General features: G+C 58.8%; 14 protein-coding genes. 4 read left to right on the top strand and 10 right to left on the bottom strand.

Features of this window, described 5'->3' with window-relative positions; genetic code table 11:
- Window positions 1-64: 64 nt before the first annotated feature.
- Window positions 65-433, bottom strand: a complete 369-nt coding sequence (locus tag AB4O41_RS20940; protein WP_050681428.1) for a PilZ domain-containing protein — start codon at window positions 431-433, stop codon at window positions 65-67.
- A 156-nt stretch (window positions 434-589) separates the two neighbouring features.
- Here AB4O41_RS20940 and AB4O41_RS20945 point away from each other — a divergent pair, with 156 nt between their 5' ends.
- From AB4O41_RS20945 to yjiA, 3 genes are all read left to right on the top strand, one after another.
- Complete coding sequence (locus tag AB4O41_RS20945; RefSeq protein ID WP_460144516.1) at window positions 590-2,656, top strand: carbon starvation CstA family protein; 2,067 nt, start codon at window positions 590-592, stop codon at window positions 2,654-2,656.
- Between the two features lie 15 nt (window positions 2,657-2,671).
- Window positions 2,672-2,869 (top strand): YbdD/YjiX family protein, encoded by a 198-nt coding sequence (locus tag AB4O41_RS20950; protein WP_007895266.1) that lies wholly within the window; start codon window positions 2,672-2,674, stop codon window positions 2,867-2,869.
- A gap of 162 nt (window positions 2,870-3,031) precedes the next feature.
- Complete coding sequence (gene yjiA / locus AB4O41_RS20955) at window positions 3,032-4,003, top strand: GTPase (RefSeq protein WP_460144517.1); 972 nt, start codon at window positions 3,032-3,034, stop codon at window positions 4,001-4,003.
- A 130-nt stretch (window positions 4,004-4,133) separates the two neighbouring features.
- On the opposite strand, the gene AB4O41_RS20960 is transcribed toward yjiA, so the two are convergent.
- The 5 genes from AB4O41_RS20960 to AB4O41_RS20980 all read right to left on the bottom strand — a co-directional run bounded on the left by AB4O41_RS20960 (window position 4,134) and on the right by AB4O41_RS20980 (window position 12,583).
- Window positions 4,134-4,841 (bottom strand): GntR family transcriptional regulator, encoded by a 708-nt coding sequence (locus AB4O41_RS20960; RefSeq protein WP_460144518.1) that lies wholly within the window; start codon window positions 4,839-4,841, stop codon window positions 4,134-4,136.
- A 27-nt stretch (window positions 4,842-4,868) separates the two neighbouring features.
- Window positions 4,869-5,573, bottom strand: a complete 705-nt coding sequence (locus AB4O41_RS20965; protein ID WP_460144520.1) for a FadR/GntR family transcriptional regulator — start codon at window positions 5,571-5,573, stop codon at window positions 4,869-4,871.
- A 67-nt stretch (window positions 5,574-5,640) separates the two neighbouring features.
- Entirely contained in the window at window positions 5,641-6,954 is a 1,314-nt protein-coding gene (locus tag AB4O41_RS20970) for a C4-dicarboxylate transporter DctA (protein WP_460144522.1), read from the bottom strand.
- 277 nt (window positions 6,955-7,231) lie between these two features.
- A complete protein-coding gene (glyA, locus tag AB4O41_RS20975) occupies window positions 7,232-8,485 on the bottom strand; it encodes a serine hydroxymethyltransferase (protein WP_460144523.1) in 1,254 nt (417 codons plus the stop codon).
- 249 nt (window positions 8,486-8,734) lie between these two features.
- Entirely contained in the window at window positions 8,735-12,583 is a 3,849-nt protein-coding gene (locus AB4O41_RS20980) for a sensor domain-containing protein (RefSeq protein ID WP_460144525.1), read from the bottom strand.
- 283 nt (window positions 12,584-12,866) lie between these two features.
- Here AB4O41_RS20980 and ettA point away from each other — a divergent pair, with 283 nt between their 5' ends.
- A complete protein-coding gene (gene ettA, locus AB4O41_RS20985) occupies window positions 12,867-14,531 on the top strand; it encodes an energy-dependent translational throttle protein EttA (RefSeq protein WP_123721386.1) in 1,665 nt (554 codons plus the stop codon).
- Window positions 14,532-14,715: 184 nt separating this feature from the next.
- Here ettA and AB4O41_RS20990 read toward each other — a convergent pair whose 3' ends face one another.
- The 4 genes from AB4O41_RS20990 to AB4O41_RS21005 all read right to left on the bottom strand — a co-directional run bounded on the left by AB4O41_RS20990 (window position 14,716) and on the right by AB4O41_RS21005 (window position 18,290).
- Window positions 14,716-15,210, bottom strand: coding sequence for a GreA/GreB family elongation factor (locus AB4O41_RS20990; RefSeq protein ID WP_460144527.1), 495 nt, complete (start codon window positions 15,208-15,210; stop codon window positions 14,716-14,718).
- Between the two features lie 70 nt (window positions 15,211-15,280).
- Window positions 15,281-15,637: a hypothetical protein gene (locus AB4O41_RS20995; protein ID WP_460144528.1), complete on the bottom strand. Its 357-nt coding sequence runs from the start codon at window positions 15,635-15,637 to the stop codon at window positions 15,281-15,283.
- 205 nt (window positions 15,638-15,842) lie between these two features.
- Window positions 15,843-17,696 (bottom strand): Lnb N-terminal periplasmic domain-containing protein, encoded by a 1,854-nt coding sequence (locus AB4O41_RS21000; protein WP_460144530.1) that lies wholly within the window; start codon window positions 17,694-17,696, stop codon window positions 15,843-15,845.
- A 105-nt stretch (window positions 17,697-17,801) separates the two neighbouring features.
- On the bottom strand, window positions 17,802-18,290 hold the full coding sequence (locus tag AB4O41_RS21005) for a DUF3015 domain-containing protein (protein ID WP_007901840.1): 489 nt from the start codon (window positions 18,288-18,290) through the stop codon (window positions 17,802-17,804).
- Window positions 18,291-18,389: the final 99 nt, after the last annotated feature.

The raw sequence follows: 18,389 nt of genomic DNA on the forward strand, positions 1-18,389 counted from the left end.
GTAAACCGGACACGAACCCTGTGGGAGCGAGCAGGCTCGCTCCCACATTAAATGGGATTGGCCTTCAGATTTCGATCAGGGCGCCCAATTCGCGCTCCAGTTCCTCGGGGTCGCCCAGATTGAACTCGATCAACCGCCGCAGCCGTTCAATCGATTCCAGGCTGATGTGTTTGCAGACAAACCCGAGCTGACCATGGTCATCGTGGGTCAACATCACATCCATCTTGATCTCGACGTCTTCGTTAAGATGAATATCAACCAGGAAATGCCAGTCTGGATTACCCAGCCACGGCTCGGGCTTCTCGATAAGCAGCCCCTTGAGCGACAGGTCGATCAACTTCACTGGCCAGATGAATTCCCCCTGGCTCAGCTCGGTTCGGGCATCGAACGCAATACGTTTGAAGCGGCGGCGATCAGCAGGGTGGTCACTCATGGCGCAATCCTCTGAATGTCCGCTGACTATAGACCCGCATTGTTAAAGCCTGCCAGCAAGACAGGTTCTAGACCAATGTTGGGGGTGGCCTTTGAGGCCAGTAGCGCTAAACTCGGGGTGGCTGTCTTTCTTGTCCACTCTGGCTGGAATCATAAAATGAAAAATAATAATAGCCTGCTACGCCACCTACCCTGGCTGCTGCTGGCAATCCTGGGAGCGTGCGCCCTGGGTGTAGTGGCATTGCGCCGAGGCGAGGCGATCAACGCCTTGTGGATAGTGGTCGCCGCCGTGGCCATTTATCTGGTCGCTTACCGCTACTACAGCCTGTTCATCGCTAACAATGTGATGCAACTCGATCCGCGTCGGGCTACACCTGCCGTGCTCAACAATGACGGTCTGGACTATGTGCCGACCAACAAACACATCCTTTTCGGTCACCACTTCGCGGCCATCGCTGGCGCGGGGCCTCTGGTCGGTCCGGTATTGGCGGCGCAGATGGGCTACCTGCCCGGTACGCTGTGGCTGATTGCGGGCGTCGTGCTGGCGGGTGCGGTTCAGGACTTCATGGTCCTGTTCATGTCCACCCGCCGCAACGGCCGCTCCCTGGGCGATATGGTCCGTGAAGAAATGGGCCGCATCCCCGGGACCATCGCGCTGTTTGGCTGTTTCCTGATCATGATCATCATCCTCGCGGTGCTGGCGCTGATCGTGGTCAAAGCCCTGGCCGAAAGTCCATGGGGTATTTTCACGGTGATGGCGACCATCCCGATCGCGATGTTCATGGGCATTTACATGCGCTACATCCGCCCGGGCCGCATCGGTGAAATCTCGGTGATCGGTGTGGCGTTGTTGCTGGGTTCGATCTGGCTGGGCGGGCAGATTGCCGCTGACCCGGTGTGGGCCAAGGCGTTCAGCTTTACCGGGATTCAGATCACCTGGATGCTGATTGGCTACGGTTTTGTGGCGGCAGTGTTGCCGGTGTGGCTGATTCTCGCCCCTCGCGATTACCTGTCGACCTTCCTCAAAATCGGCACCATCGTTGCGCTGGCGATCGGCATTCTGATCACCATGCCTGAGCTGAAAATGCCGGCATTGACCCAGTTCATCGACGGCACCGGGCCGGTGTGGAAGGGCGGTCTGTTCCCGTTCCTGTTCATCACCATTGCCTGTGGCGCGGTGTCGGGTTTCCACGCACTGATCTCCTCCGGCACCACGCCAAAGTTGCTGGATAACGAGGTTAACGCCCGTTACATCGGTTACGGCGGCATGCTGATGGAGTCCTTCGTGGCGATCATGGCAATGGTTGCCGCTTCGGTGATTGAGCCAGGCGTGTACTTCGCCATGAACAGCCCGGCGGCGGTGGTCGGCGGTGACGTGGTGGCTGTGGCACAAGCTGTCAGCGGCTGGGGTTTTGCAATTACCCCGGAAGCGCTGCAAGCGGTGGCCAAGGACATCGGTGAAACCACCATCCTGGCCCGTGCCGGCGGTGCGCCGACCCTGGCGGTCGGTATCGCGCAGATCCTGCACAGTGTGCTGCCGGGTGAAAACACCATGGCGTTCTGGTACCACTTCGCAATCCTGTTCGAAGCGCTGTTCATTCTGACGGCCGTCGACGCCGGTACCCGTGCCGGACGTTTCATGCTGCAGGATTTGCTCGGCTCCTTCGTGCCTGCGCTGAAACGCACTGAGTCCTGGACTGCCAACCTGATCGCAACCGCCGGTTGCGTGGCGATGTGGGGTTACCTGCTGTACCAAGGCGTGATCGACCCACTGGGCGGCATCAACACCTTGTGGCCGCTGTTCGGCATCTCCAACCAGATGCTGGCGGGTATCGCGCTGATGTTGGCGACCGTGGTGCTGATCAAAATGAAGCGCCAACGCTACGTCTGGGTGACCATGCTCCCAGCAGTGTGGCTGCTGATCTGCACCACCACCGCAGGCTTCATCAAGTTGTTCGACGCCAACCCGGCAATCGGCTTTCTGTCGCTGGCGAAGAAATACAGCGGTGCGTTGGCCAACGGGCAAATCCTGGCCCCGGCCAAGAGCATCGAGCAGATGCAGCATGTAATCTATAACGCCTACACCAACGCAACGCTGACTGCGCTGTTCCTGTTCGTGGTGTTCAGCATCCTGTTCTATGCGCTCAAGGTCGGCATTGCCGCCTGGGGTACCAAGGAACGTACGGATAAAGAATCGCCGTTCCAGGCTCAGCCGGATGCGTAACCTGAGGATTGCACCATGTTCAATGACCTGAGTCGCCTCGGTAAATACCTCGGTCAGGCCGCGCGCCTGATGGTCGGCATGCCCGACTACGACAACTACGTCGAGCACATGCAAACCAAACACCCGGACAAACCGGTGATGAGTTACGAGATGTTCTTTCGCGAGCGTCAGGAAGCCCGTTACGGTGGCAAGGGTGGGCCGAAGTGCTGTTGACCCGACAGAGAAGTTGATGCAATCCCTGTGGGAGCGGGCTTGCCCGCGATGGCGGACTATCAGTCAACATTGATGTTGAATGGTAAATCGCTATCGCGGGCAAGCCCGCTCCCACATTTGTTTCGTGTTCCTTTAATTTTTTTGAAAACAGGAGACTTGTCTTTGTCCTCTCCCATCCCTGTCACGATCCTCAGCGGCTTTCTAGGCGCCGGCAAGACCACATTGCTGCGCCATCTGCTCAAAGCCAAGCACGGCCTTAAAATCGCCGTGATCGAAAACGAATTCAGTGACGCCGGTATCGACACCCAACTGTTGGGCGAGGAGCCGGTGCAAGTGATGACGCTGTCCAACGGCTGCGTCTGCTGCACCATCCACACCGATTTGACCAAGGCGCTGTACCTGCTGCTCGAACGCCTGGACAGTGGCGAAATCGCCTTCGATCGTCTGGTCATCGAATGCACCGGTCTGGCCGATCCGGCCCCAGTAGCGCAAACCTTCTTCATCGACGAAGAGCTGCGTGAGCGCTACATCCTCGACGGCATCATCACTCTGGTCGACGCCAAACATGCTGAACATCACCTGACCCAGACCATCGCCCAGGCGCAGATCGGTTTTGCCGACCGCTTGCTGGTGAGCAAACGCGATCTGGTGGACGAGCCGACCTTCACCGCCCTTAGCGAGCGTCTGACCCGCATCAACCGTCGCGCGCCGATTCGCGTGGTTGATCACGGCAAGATTGATCTGGCAGAACTGCTCGACGTGCGCGGCTTCAACCTCAATGCCGATCTCGGTGGTGGCGTGAGTTTGCGTCCGGTGAGCAAGGCGCCCTCCATCGATCGCATTTCCAGCCTGGTATTGCGCACCGACAAGCCGCTGGATATCGACAAACTCAGCGAGTTCATGAACGAACTGCTGGAAGACCATGGCAAGCAACTGCTGCGCTACAAAGGTGTTTTGAACATCCTTGGCGAGCCGCGGCGGATGGTGTTTCAGGGGGTCTTGAAGTTGTACGGATTCGACTGGGATACGGAATGGGCGGACGATGAAACGCGCGAAAGCGTGATTGTGTTCATTGCCGATGATTTGCCGGAAGAGAAGATTCGCGAGGGGTTCGCGCGGGTCGCGGCCGAGTAAGGTCAGATATATTTAGCGTGTTTTAGGCCGCTTTCGCGAGCAAGTCCGCTCCCACATTGGCTTTGTGTCGTCCCGGATAGAGTGGGCAACATGGATCAAATGTGGGAGCGGGCTTGCTCGCGAAGGCGATCTACCCGGCAGCACAGTTTCGAATGGTCGATGATCCAGAGTTCAGCAATCTTTCTTCAATATGATCCAGATGCCGGTTCATCAACATTTCGGCCATCACAACATCCCCACGCTCCACTGCATCGACAATCTCCGCGTGCTCCTGCCAGGCGCAATAACCTTTCGCCTGCGTATCAAACTGCGTAATGGCCAGCGAAGTCACCGGCACCAGACTGCCAAGAAAATGCGCCAACGGTGCGTTCCCCGCCATTTCGGCCAGTTGCAGATGAAATTCCCCTGACAATCGAATGGCCGGACCACGCGCCGTGCATTGGCGTTTGCTGTCGATCAAGGCGCGCAGGCGTTTCAGGTCCTGTGGGCGAGGTTGCTGGCAGGCCAGTCGAACCAGCGTGATTTCAGTCAATCGTCGGGCATGCAGCATCTGCCGAGTCTGCTCGACATTGGGTGCGGCGACTCGGGGACGATGATTGGTGCGAAGGATAATGATCTGCTGATGAGACAACTGCGTCAGTACGCTACGAATGTCACTGCGTCGAGCGCTGAACATCTGCGCCAGGCTGTCTTCAGTAAAACGACTGGCTGCATGGATGCGCTGTTCGAGAATGGCCTCGAAGATCCGTGAATAGAGATCATCCGCTGGCGGTTTCCCGGTGTCCGTTCGGGAGAAGGGCAGGGCAGTGAATGTCTGTGGTGAGGCGAAGCTGTTCATGGCCTGTCTCCAGTTCGAAGAGGGGGGTCAACTGCCGAGGTGGTCGTCCGGGATGTTCAATTCGATGCCCATCCGCTGGCCTTCGCGAAGGATGTGCCGGCGCATCTCGGCGCTGGCCTGGGCGCTGTTCTTGCTGCGGATGGCACGCACCACGGCTTCGTTTTCTTCAAGTCTTTCAGCCAGATGCTCCGGCGAATTACGCAGCACGTCGGCGCTTTGCTTGAGGGCATTGCTGGTTTGCTGCACCACGCTCTGGAAAATCGGGTTCGAGGTCAGGGCGAACAGCTCCTCGTGGAATGCGATGTAGGCGTTCACGCCAGCCTCGCTGTCGTTGGCCTCAAGGGCTTCGCGCATGTCCATCAGGGTCAGACGCAGTTGCCCCACTTCCTTGCTGCTGATGGACTGCGCCACCAGGCCGACGATGAACGGTTCGAGGGTGTAGCGCAGTTGCAGCACGTCTTCCAGGCTGGCCCCGGCTACCGCGCTGTCGTGGCTTTGGCTGTCGTTGAGTTGCGCGTCCAGTACGACGACGCCTTTGCCGGGCATTGAGCGTACCAAACCGAGGGTTTCCAGCACGATGACCGCTTCGCGCAGGCTTGGACGGCTGATGCCCAGTTGTTCGGCCAGTTCACGCTGGCCCGGCAGCATTTCGCCGGAGCGCCACTGACCGCGGGCCAGCGCGGCCCGAAGTTTTTCTACCACTGAATTTACGACGGTTGAAGAGGTAATCACGGTTCGCTCCATGAGCATCCATAACGATTGATGACCGTGCCTGCCCTCGGGCAGGCACGGCGATTATTCAGAATTCCTGTTGATGCGCCGGGGCAACCGATTTTCTCGGCTGGAAGGTATAACCCTGCTGGCCGGACAGCACTTTGTTTGCCCGTTGGATATCGATGTCTTTTTCCCAGCGGGCGATGGCCACGGTGGCGACGCAGTTGCCGATCAGGTTGGTCAGCGCCCGGCCGATCCCCATGAACCAGTCCACTGCCAATACAAGCACCAGGCCGACCACCGGAATTGCCGGGATCGCCGTCAGTGTTGCCGCGAGAATCACCAGTGCCGAGCCGGGAATCCCGTGGGCACCTTTGGAGGTGATCAGCGACACCAGCAGAATCGTCAGCAGGTCAGTCATGGCCAGCGGCGTACCGGTGGCATTGGCGATGAACACAATAGCCAGGGTCAGGTAGATCGAAAAACCATCAAGGTTGAACGAGTACCCGGTCGGAATCACCAGCCCGACCGTGGAGCTACCAATGCCCAGATGTTCAAGCTTGCGCATGATTTGTGGCAGCACGGCGTCGGAAGAGGCGGTGCCCATGACAATCAGCAGTTCTTCGCGCAGGTACTTGAGCAGAGGCCACATCTTCAGGCCCGAAAGGCGCATCACCAGGCCGAGAATCAGCGCCACGAATGCCGTGCAGGTCAGGTAAAACAGGCCGACTAGGCTGCCCAAGTGCTGCAGCGAATCCAGGCCATATTTACTGGTGGTGAAAGCGATGGCGCCGAACACGCCGATCGGCGCCAGGCGCACGATCATGCCCATGATGCGGAAGATCACGTGGCTCAGCTCATTGATCAACCGGGAAATACCCGACGCCGCTTCGCCCACCAGATTCAGCGCACTGCCGAACAGCACCGAAAACAGCAGGACTTGCAGAATGTTGTTTTCCGCGAAGGCGCCGATCACCGAAGTCGGGATCAGGTTCATCAGGAACTGCGTGGTGGTAGCCATGTGCTGACCGCGTTGGGCGATGTCGCCCATGTCGGCGGCGGAGAGCTGGTCCAGGTGAATGTTCGCGCCGCTGCCGATGCCGGTCGTGAAGGCGAATACCAGGCCGATCACCAAGGCGATGGTGGTCAGCACTTCGAAGTAGATCACCGATTTCAGGCCGATGCGTCCGACCTTCTTCAAGTCGCCGGCACCGCTGATGCCGCTGACCACTACGCAGAACACAATCAAGCCAATGAGCATCTTGATCAGTTTGATGAAACCGTCGCCGAGAGGTTTGAGCTGGGCGGAGTATTCGGGAAGGGTCAGCCCGCAGACGATGCCGAGCACCAGTCCGAGAACCACTTGGAGGAAGATTGAGCGCGAGCACCATCTGAGCATGGGAGGAATCCTGGTCGGTGTCCTGGCTGCCGTGCGCGATGCGCATCAGATTCAGGACTTAATTATTGTGGTCTTACCGGTATGTCCAGTGCAGGCGCAGTCTAGGCGCTGTTTTTGAGTGATCGCAAGAAAATTTTGAGTAATTGGCATGACCGGTCTTACCAGTTTGGCGCAATGCCCCGACCTTGAGCCTTTTCGCGTTTTGAAAAAAATTGCGGACGAAAAAAAACCGGCCATCACTGGCCGGTTTTTTCATTGCTGCGGTTTAGCGGGGCAATTAAGCGCCGTATACAGGCAGTTTCTTGCAGATGGCCTTGACCTTCTCACGAACGGCGTCGATCACCGCTTCGTTGTTCAGGTCCGCCAGGATGTCGCAGATCCAGCCGGCCAGTTCTTTGCACTCTGCTTCCTTGAAGCCGCGAGTGGTCACTGCCGGAGTGCCGAAGCGCAGGCCGGAGGTGACGAACGGGGAGCGTGGATCGTTCGGTACCGAGTTCTTGTTCACGGTGATGAACGCTTTGCCCAGTGCGGCGTCGGCGTCTTTACCGGAGATTTCCTGCTTGATCAGCGACAGCAGGAACAGGTGGTTCTGAGTACCGCCCGACACCACGTCGAAACCGCGCTCGATGAACACGCCGGCCATGGCCTGGGCGTTTTTCACCACTTGTTGCTGGTAGGTCTTGAACTCAGGCTGCAGCGCTTCCTTGAAGCAGATCGCCTTGGCAGCGATCACGTGCTCCAGTGGGCCGCCTTGGGCGCCCGGGAATACCGCGGAGTTCAGCTTCTTCTCGATGTCGGCGTTGGCGCGAGCCAGGATCAGGCCGCCACGTGGACCGCGCAGGGTCTTGTGCGTGGTGGTGGTCACGACGTCAGCGAATGGAACCGGGTTCGGGTAGACGCCGGCGGCGACCAGCCCCGCAACGTGAGCCATATCAACAAAAAGATAGGCGCCGACTTTGTCAGCAATAGCGCGAAAGCGCGGGAAGTCGAGGATCTGCGAATAAGCAGAGAAACCGGCCACGATCATTTTTGGCTTGTGCTCAACCGCCAGACGCTCGACTTCGTCGTAGTCGATCAGGCCGTTGGCGTCGATGCCGTACTGAACAGCGTTGTACAACTTGCCGGAGGACGAAACGCTGGCACCGTGGGTCAGGTGACCGCCGTGCGCCAGGCTCATGCCCAGGATGGTGTCGCCCGCTTGCAGCAGGGCCAGGTAAACGGCGCTGTTGGCTTGCGAACCGGCGTGTGGCTGAACGTTGGCGTAATCGGCGCCGAACAGTTCTTTGGCGCGGTCGATGGCCAGTTGCTCAACCACGTCGACGAACTCGCAACCACCGTAGTAGCGCTTGCCCGGGTAGCCTTCGGCGTACTTGTTGGTCAGTACCGAGCCTTGAGCTTCCATCACCGCAGGGCTGGTGTAGTTTTCCGAAGCGATCAGCTCGATGTGTTCTTCCTGGCGCTGAGCTTCTTGCTCCATGGCGGCAAAAAGGTCGGCGTCGTACTTGGCAATAGTCAAATCACGGCTGAACATGGCGGTCCTCAAGGATCGGGGCAGAAAAGGGAGGCATTCTAACCCAACGGGTTTTAGATGGCATATGAAAGGACATCATGTCGCAGACAAGTGGTGTTCATGCGGGGATCAGCGGTGATCGTGCTGGCCCCATCGCGAGCAGGCTCGCTCCCACAGTGGATTTTCGGTGCTTACAAATTTTGTGTACACCCCAAAACCCTGTGGGAGCGAGCCTGCTCGCGATGAGACGATCAGCTTCTCTGCAAGACTTCAGTCAAACATGAAGAGCGCATCATTGCTGAACTGCGCCTCAAACCGACTCGCCGGCATCGGACGACCGAACAGATACCCCTGAACCTCATCGCAACCATGCTCACGCAGGAAGTCGAGCTGCTCGTGGGTTTCCACGCCTTCGGCGATCACCGCCAGATTGAGGCTGTGGGCCATGGCGATGATCGCCCGGGCAATTTGCGCATCCTGTTCACCCGAGGGCAGGCCATCGACGAAGGTGCGGTCGATTTTCAGCACGTCGATCGGGAATTGCTTGAGGTAGTTGAGCGATGAATAACCGGTGCCGAAATCGTCGACCGCGATGCTCAGGCCGAGGTTCTTCAACCCGGCGAGGATCTGCATCGCCTCGCTGACTTCGCGCATCAGGATACTTTCGGTCAGTTCCAGCTCCAGGCATGCCGGCGGCAGGCCGGTTTCCTTGAGAATGTTGGCGATCCGTGTGCCCAGTTGCCCGTCGGAGAACTGCCGGGCCGAAATGTTCACCGAAACCTTCGGCACTCGCACCTTGGCCTGATGCCAGGTCTTGAGCTGACGGCAGGCTTCGCTGATGACCCAGTCGCCGACATCGACCACCAACCCGAGCTCCTCGAGCACTGGAATGAAATCCCCCGGCGGCACCAGGCCGCGTCGTGGGTGGCGCCAGCGCAGCAGGGCTTCGGCACCGGTCAGGCGTTTGCCGTCGCCGCTGAATTGCGGCTGGTAGTACAGCACGAATTCGTTTTGTTCCAGGGCATGACGCAAGTCGCTTTCCAGCTCCAGACGCTCCAGGGCACTGGCGTTCATGTCGGCCTGATAGAACTGGAAGTTGTTCTTGCCGCGTTCCTTGGCGTGGTACATCGCGGTGTCGGCGTTCTTCATCAGCTGACTGAGCTCGCTGCCGTCCTGAGGGCTCAGGGCGATGCCGATACTGGCAGTGACAAAGAACTCGCGGCCTTCCAGCACGAACGGTTTCACCAGGCTGGCGAGGATCTGTTCGGCCACATGAATCGCCCGGTTCAGCGCGATCACCCGGTTGGCCCGCGGTTGCAGCAGCAACGTGAACTCATCGCCGCCCATGCGCGCCACGGTGTCGTCATCGTCGACGCAACCGAGCAGGCGCGTGGCCATTTCCTTGAGCATACGGTCGCCGGCGGCGTGGCCCAGGGAGTCGTTGATCGGCTTGAAACGGTCCAGGTCGAGGAACATCAGCACTACCCAGGACTTCTGCCGCTCAGCCGATTGCAGCGCGGTGTGCAGGCGATCCTGGAACAGCGTGCGGTTGGGCAGGTGGGTCAGGGCGTCGTAATAGGCGAGACGGTGAATCCGTTGCTCACTGGCCTTGCGCTCGCTGATATCGCTGAAGAAACATACGTAGCTGGCCAGATCGCCTTCATCGTCGAGCACCGCGGTAATCCCGACCCAGGCCGGGTAATGCTCGCCACTGCGTCGTTTGAGCCAGACTTCGCCTTCCCAGGTGCTGTGCTGATGCAATTGCTTGAGCACATAGCGCAGATGGGCTTCCTGCTGCTCATCGACAGTGAGCATGTTCGGTAACTGGTCGAGGACCTGGGACACCGCATAGCCGCTGACGCGACTGAAAGCCTCGTTGGCCTGGACGATGTAGCCCGCCGGGTCAGTGATCAGAATCGCCGAGGTCGAGTGCTCGAATACCGTGGCCGCCATGCGCAAGTCTTTCTCGGCCCGGCGTTGCTGGCTGATGTCGCGACCAACCCCGAGCACGCCTTCAAAGGCGCCGTGTTCGTCCCAGACCAGCACCAGACGCAACTCGATGGGAATCTTGCGCCCGTCGGCCCGCAGGCAGTCGAAGAGAAACAGCTGGGTTTGCACCTGACTGCGCAGCAGCGCCAGTTGTTCGGGTTTATCCAGCGCTTTGCTGACCCGGTCCATCAGGCTATAGATGCCGGTCAGTTGTTGCGGGTTGGCGATGGTCGATTGCCAGCCGTTCTGGAATATCCAGTCGACGTCGAAGCCCAGTACGGCCTGCACCGAGGGGCTGACGTAATTGAGCGACATCTTGCTGTCGGTGGAGAAAATCACATCGCTGATGCTTTCGGCGAGCATGCGGTAGCGCTGCTCGCTGTCGCGCAGGGACTCGCTGGCTTCGATCTGGTCGGTGATGTCCTTGGCCACGCCGATGATGCGGGTGACTTGATCGTGCTTGTCCCGCGCCAGAGCCTGTTCGCGAATATCGAAACGCCGCCATTTGCCATCGCGATGGCGAAAACGCAGCTGGCATTGCAGCAATTGGCTGTAACCCGCGTGACGCTGGGACTGGCGCGAGCGGTGGTAGTGATCGGCGTCTTCGGGATGCAGAAGGATTTCCCAGAAATACTCGCCCATCTGGTGCAGTTCGGTGCGGTTGTAACCCAGTGTTTGCCCCAGGTGATGGTTGCTGAAGATCATCCGCTGGCTGACCACATCCTGCACATACAGATGATCCGGCACGGTGCGCACCACGTCGGACCAGAACCCTTCACGCTCCAGCAGCGACAGCTCGACAAGCTTGCGGCTGGTGATGTCACTGATGCTCAAAATCACCGCTTTATAGTCGGTCTGATCTTCCGGCAGGCGCAGCACCAGCCAAAAATGCTGGTCGCGGCCATTGGCGTCCTGAAGCTTGATTTCCAGCTCAAGCTGTTTCTGCTGGTGGAGCACTGCTTCGAGCACTTGATTGCCGATGGCTGTGCAGTCCAATGGGCAGCCGTCAATCAGCAGTTTCCAGGCTTGGTCACAGGAATTGACGTTGAGCAGTTGCAAGGCGACTTGGTTGACCTCGGTAATGCGCAGTTCCTGCAGCAGTTGCTGGCGTTGCTCCGGTGTTTCGAGCCAGGCCTTCAATTGTTCACTGCTGTTGAGTTGAGCCTTGTCGAAGGCACTTTTGAGCCCGGACAGATCGAGCACGCACAGCGCAACGCCGGTGCCTTCGAAAATGTCCTGATAGCGTCGACGGCCCTCATGCAATTGGCGTTGACGGCGACGAATGTTCACCAGCGCGATGAATGGCAACAAGGAGAGGGCCAGACCCAGCAGGCATTTGCCAATGAACGTCGGCAGCAGTTGTTCGATCACCCGTTGCCGGTCGAACATCCCGCGCAGTTGCCAATCGCTGCTGCTCAAAGGGATTGTCAGGACGCTGTTGGCCAGCTCATCAGATGTCAGCACGGCCGGTTTGGCCGAAGGCTGGGCGTCATCGCGGCTGATGATCTGATGATTGATGCGGTGTTCCACCAGCCATTGGGGGCGAATGCCGACGTCGCCCTGTTTGGTCAGTGAGGAGAAAAACGTTGGTGTCAGGCGCAGGACCCAATAGCCGTGGGTACTGCCGCTGGCCTGATGCAGGAGCAGGTACACCGCCGAACCGTCGTCGGCATTGCTGAAATAGTGGGCCTGGGCGTGGCTGCGCTGAACCAGTTCGCTCAGGTAATTGGCGTCAAGGCTGTCGGTGGCACTGTCGCTGAGGATTTTTCCGGTGGCACTGAGCAGCGCCAGACTGCGCAGGTCGGGCAGCGATTGTTGCAGCTTGTGCAGCAATCTCTGCTGTTCGTCGGGGCTTTGCGGTTGTTCGATGATCGGTAGCAGATTAAGGGCGATCTGGGCATTGAGTGCCATGTTGAGGCTGACTTGCGCAGCCAGATCGGCGGAATAGTCGATGGTGTATTGGCGCTGGTTTTTCTGGGTTTCGCCAAGCTGATCCAGCAGTTGCCAGAACAGCAGTGCGAGCAGCAACAGCACGAGGGCCGCCAGCGCGCCCTTCAAGGTTCCGCGCAGGGGCGAGCCGGTCGCAGGATTGAGTGCGCTCACGGACGATGGCGGAGAGACATTGGACAAACTGTAATCCTGCGGTTTGGCTGGACTGGCGCGACGTGCACTATAAGCCGGAGGCCCAAAGGGCGGCTAGCATGCCTTGAGTTCTGGCGAAGTGCCAGCCCCACTCGGCTGGACTGCCTTCTATCAATAAGGTAGCTTTGCCGGTTACGCGGGAGCGTTCCAGCTCCTAGAAAGGTTTTTTCAGCGCGCACGCCTTGATACCCATCAAACGAACGACGCGCATGGCCTGGCCGGGCATCGCCTGTGCTCCAATCATTCATCAGTCACTGACCCAAGGTTCTCCATGGCTCAATACGTCTTCACCATGCATCGGCTGGGCAAAGTTGTTCCGCCGAAGCGGGAAATCCTGAAAAACATTTCGCTGTCGTTCTTCCCTGGCGCCAAAATCGGCGTACTCGGTCTCAACGGTTCGGGTAAGTCCACGCTGCTGAAAATCATGGCTGGCGTCGATACCGAGTTCGACGGTGAAGCCCGTCCGATGCCGGACCTGAACATTGGCTACCTGCCGCAAGAACCGATCCTGGACCCGACCAAAACCGTTCGTGAAGTGGTCGAGGAAGCGGTCAGCGTGATCAAGGACGCTCAGGCGCGCCTGGACGAGGTTTACGCGGCCTACGCTGAACCGGATGCAGACTTCGACAAACTGGCCGCTGAACAGGCCAAGCTTGAATCCATCCTGCAAGCCAGCGACGGTCACAACCTGGATCGCCAACTGGAAGTCGCCGCCGATGCGCTGCGTCTGCCAGCGTGGGATGCCAAGGTCGAATTCCTGTCCGGTGGTGAAAAGCGTCGTGTGGCCCTGTGCCGCCTGCTGCTGTCCGCACCAGACATGTTGCTGCTCGACGAACCAACCAACCACCTGGACGCCGATTCCGTCGCCTGGCTGGAGCACTTCCTGCACGATTTCCCTGGCACCGTGGTTGCGATCACGCACGACCGTTACTTCCTGGACAACGTCGCCGGCTGGATCCTCGAGCTCGACCGCGGCGCCGGTATCCCGTACGAGGGCAACTATTCGGGTTGGCTTGAAGCCAAGTCCGATCGTCTGGCGGCCGAATCCAAGCAGCAGTCGGCTCATGAAAAAGCCATGAAGGAAGAACTGGAGTGGGTGCGCAAAGGCGCCAAGGCCCGCCAGTCCAAATCCAAGGCTCGTCTGCAACGCTTCGAAGAAATGCAATCGCAGGAATTCCAGAAACGCAGCGAAACCAACGAGATCTACATCCCGGCCGGTCCGCGCCTGGGCGACAAAGTCATCGAGTTCAAAAACGTCAGCAAGGGCTACGGCGATCGCGTGCTGATCGACAACCTGTCGTTCTCCATGCCTAAAGGCGCCATTGTCGGCGTGATCGGCGGTAACGGTGCCGGTAAATCGACCCTGTTCCGTATGCTGATGGGCAAGGAAACGCCGGATTCGGGCTCCATCGAAGTCGGCGAAACCGTGCAACTGGCGTGCGTCGATCAGAGCCGTGAAGACCTGGACGGCAGCAAGACTGTGTTCCAGCAGATCTCCGATGGTTCCGATCAGATTCGCATCGGCAACTACGAAATCCCGTCGCGCACCTACGTTGGTCGCTTCAACTTCAAGGGCGGCGATCAGCAGAAGTTCGTCAAGGACCTGTCCGGTGGTGAGCGTGGTCGCTTGCACTTGGCCCTGACCCTGAAAGAGGGCGGCAACGTCCTGCTGCTCGACGAACCGTCCAACGACCTCGACGTTGAAACCCTGCGTTCCCTGGAAGAAGCCCTGCTGGACTTCCCGGGCGCCGCCATTGTGATCTCTCACGATCGGTGGTTCCTTGACCGCGTCGCGACTCACATCCTGGCGTACGAAGACGACTCGCAAGCGGTGTTCTTCGAAGGCAACTACACCGAGTACGAAGCCGATCGCAAGAAACGCCTCGGCGAAGCGGCTTCCCAGCCGCACCGCGTACGGCACAAGAAACTGGCCTGATTTCGGGTTGGTTGCATGAAAAACGGAGCCTTCGGGGCTCCGTTTTTTTATGGGCGTTCAGTAAGACCGAGGCGCGGCTATCGCGGGCAAGCCCGCTCCCACAGGGATCTGTTTCAGGCTCGGATTTTGAGAGCGCTTGAGAATCCTTGTGTGAGCGAGCCTGCTCGCGATGGCGGCTTCGATATCACTCAATCTCTATCGTAAGAACCTCAATCACCAAATCCCCCGCCGGCCGCTTCCATAACACTTCATCGCCCACCTGCGCCCCGAGCAACGCCCGCCCCAGCGGCGAGCTCCAATTGATCAAGCCATGAGCGGCATCCGCCTGGTCTTCTCCGACCAATTGCACACGCTGCTGATGATTGTGTTCATCGACAAAGGTCACCCAGTTGCCGATCTGCACTTTATCGGCCGAGGAGGCCTGTGCTACCACTTGGGCGCTTTGCAGGCGCTGCTTGAAGTAGCGCCAGTCACGATCGAGGTCGGCCTGGCGCTGCTTGTCGGCCAGTTCGCCTTTGGCGCTTTCGTCATCAAGCAGTTTTTGCAGTTCGGCGACTTTCACCTGAAGCTGCGCCAGGCCCACTGGCGTGACGTAATTGGGTTGCGCGCTGACCTGCCGTTCGACTGGCTGATCGGCTTGCGCGGCGGCGTTATCTTCATTGACGAAGGCGCGACTCATGCTGTTCTCCCGTTATAGGGTTTGGGCCATGGTCGCAGGCTTTAAGTTTCGACGAATGTCTGTAAACGACTTATTGCGAGCGATAGGCTCGCGCGGCGTCCCTGTCTTTCTCTTGTTGCCAGGCCCGTTCGCGCTCGTCCCAATGGCGGTCCTTGTACTCGTTACGATCCTCGTTTTCACGCATGGCCTGGCACTGACGGAAGCCATCGGTCCAGCCTTCGGCGTATTGCTTGTCCTTGAGGTAACGCGGGACATTTTTACGAAACTCGCCGGTGATCGCCCCGGCGGCTTGCCGGCCACTGCTGCAACCGTCATCGAAGCCATCAGCGAACGCCGGCGGATAGCCCTTGGCGATCAGATCCTCGTGGGTCGACTGGCACCCCGTGATCACTACCAAAAAAACCAACACACCCACGCAACGCCACATCTCGGACTCCTGGGCCGTTCAACGGCCTATAAGGGAAGTCTAGAAGCGGATTTGTCGGGTGTATGTGAAAGGCTTGTGATTAATCGGTCGGGTAGCGCAGATCCCTTGTGGGAGCGAGCCTGCTCGCGATGGCGGTGGAACAGTCAGCATGGATGTTGAGTGGGATGGCCTCATCGCGAGCAGGCTTGCTCCCACAGGAGACAGATCAATAGTGATACCACTTCACCTCAAGCATCACTTCGTTTTCGGGCGAAGCCAGGTGGCTGAATTCGCGTTGAGCACTCAGGCGCACACCCAGATTGCGCGACAGTTCCCATTGCTGATTCAGGCTCACACTCCGGCGCACCTCACCATTGGTGAAGTAATCGCCCTTGGCTTCCAGGCTGAAGTTGCCCAGCGGGTTTTTCCACAGCAGGCCGCTGTTGAAGCCCGCCGCCGGAGCGATGAAGCCTGCGAAGTCGTTGTTATGCTCCACACGCACGGTGCCCAAGGCGAAACCGAGCATGTCCTCACCCAGTTGCCAGGTCCCGCCGCCACCGCCATTGACATGGCTGACCAGGGTTTCGTCGTCATGCTTGCCCGGTACGCGCTCCAGGCCGCCGGTGACTTGCCATGACAGCGGCTGCAACAATTCATTGCGAGGCGTCAGCGAGCGGATGGTCGCCAGGTCCAGTTGCTGCAACTGCCAGTCATTGCCTTCGTATTGGCGCAGCTTCATCTGCAGGATTTCGATTTGCGCGCCGAGGGGGAAGCTTTCCATGTTGTCATTGAGGTCGTGATAGGCCATGCGCAGGCCATATTCGCCGAAGACCTTGTCGCCCCGGGTGCCGATGCCGGCCTGCCAAGTGCGGGACTCGTGACCGTCCTCGGGTAAGCCAGGTTGTGGGATTTCCAGCTCCGGGGGCGGGTTTTGATTGATTGCGCGCAGCAATTCGAAACTGCGTTGAGCTCGTTGCGGGTCACGCTCCTGACCATTGGCGCGATAACGCTCCAGACGATAAGCCGCATCGATGATCAACGCCTGACGGTCGCGAGGCTGAGCCTTGAACGCCGGGGTCTGCAATTGCTTCTGATCCGCGCTGACTTTCAGCACCCACTCCTGCTCTTCAAAGGTTAATGGCTCGGCACGGCTTAGCAGTTCGCGCTCACGGGACGGGCGATACTCGATCGATTCCACCAGCCCGGCTTCTTTCACCGCTTTGACCGTGTCGGTGGGGATAGCGGTCAACGGGAATTGCTCGGTCAAATGCAGGCTCGGCCGCGCTACTTGAAGCAGTTCAAGCAGGCGGTAGGAGCAGTTTTCGTCGAAGAAGAAGTAGTCGAACTGGATCTGCTTGAGTTCCCAGACGTGCTCGACCATGCGCTCGGTTTCCTGCTGGGTCAGGTTCAGGCGGTACTCCCACAGGTCGCGGTTCTCGAGGCTGCGGTATTCCGAGAGTTTTTCCTGATACGGCACCAGCGCAAACAACCCTGGATAGCCGCCCATCAAGCCTTTCCAGGCGTACAGAATGCTGTTGTCCGAACCTTCGATGTAGGCGCCGAAGTTGATCGCGTAACTGAGCAGCGACGTCTTGTCGCTCTGCACATTGGCCTGATCGATGCGCAGCAAGGTGTGGCCAAACATCGACGATGGGCTGTTCAGGTAAGCCGCCGGGAAAATCATCACCGCGCTGTGGGGCGAAACATCCTTGAACCATTGCTTGAACTCGGCACAGTCCGGCGTCGGCAGATCACTCAGTTCAAGTTGTGCCTTGAGCCAGCGGGTGCGGGCCGGATAGACGCATTGGGCATGCTGCTCGCCGACACTGGCCGGGGCATACAGTGCCTGCACGGTCGCCGCCAGTTCGCGGTCGGGGTGTTCGTTACCATCGGGGGCGAGAAAGAATTTCTTGTCGCTGACATAGCTGCGCCAGCCACCGAGCTTGGCAGTTTCGTAATGCCCCAGGGAAATCCAGAAGGGGTCGTTGGCCAGTTGCTGCAAACGTTGATTGTCGATGTGTGGCGCGGCGGACAGCGGGGCGCAGACACAGAGCGCCAGCCAGGCAAGGCGTTTGAGCATAGTGAGCAACTTAAGCCGAAAGAAACAAAGACCCGAAGGGGCAGGCCAAAAGGGCCAGGTTCAAAAAATAAAACCCGCTCCCCAAAGAGAGCGGGCCGGTCGAGCTTAAGCTTGAGTAGCGTACTTGGCCAGACGAGGGTCGCTTTTCAGCACGGCCAGGGTGTTGGTATGCACGTCATCAGCGGTCACGTCAGCTTTGCTGAAGATCTGCTGGAAGTGCTGATGAGTCACAGCGGCGAAGTGCGCACGGTCTTCCGGCGCCACGCCCAGTACCACGGCGTAAGTGGTCAGCGCTTCGCCCTGACCTTTAGCCATGTCTTCGGATAGCTCATTCATCATGCCATTCATGGCGATCCAGGATTTGCCGCCATAGGTCAGCGACGCATTGGTCGAGCAACCGTTGGTACCGGAGGTCATACCGAACGTTGCGTTACCGGAAGTGCCGTTGGTGGTGGATGCCAGGAAGTGTGCCGGGGTGCCACGCTGACCTTCGAACAGCATGTTGCCCCAACCGCAGTCCGGACCGCCTGGCGCCTGTGCCATGGCGTTGATGGATACAGCGGTGAAGAGAGTACCGAGAAGAATCCGTTTCATAGCTATGTTCTCTTTGTGTGCATTCCAATGGACAGGGTGCTGGCCCAGGCTCTGTACGTAAACTGCTTGCGTTGTCGTACCGACCCTAAGGGTGCCAGT

Source organism: Pseudomonas sp. S2_A02 (assembly GCF_054668495.1).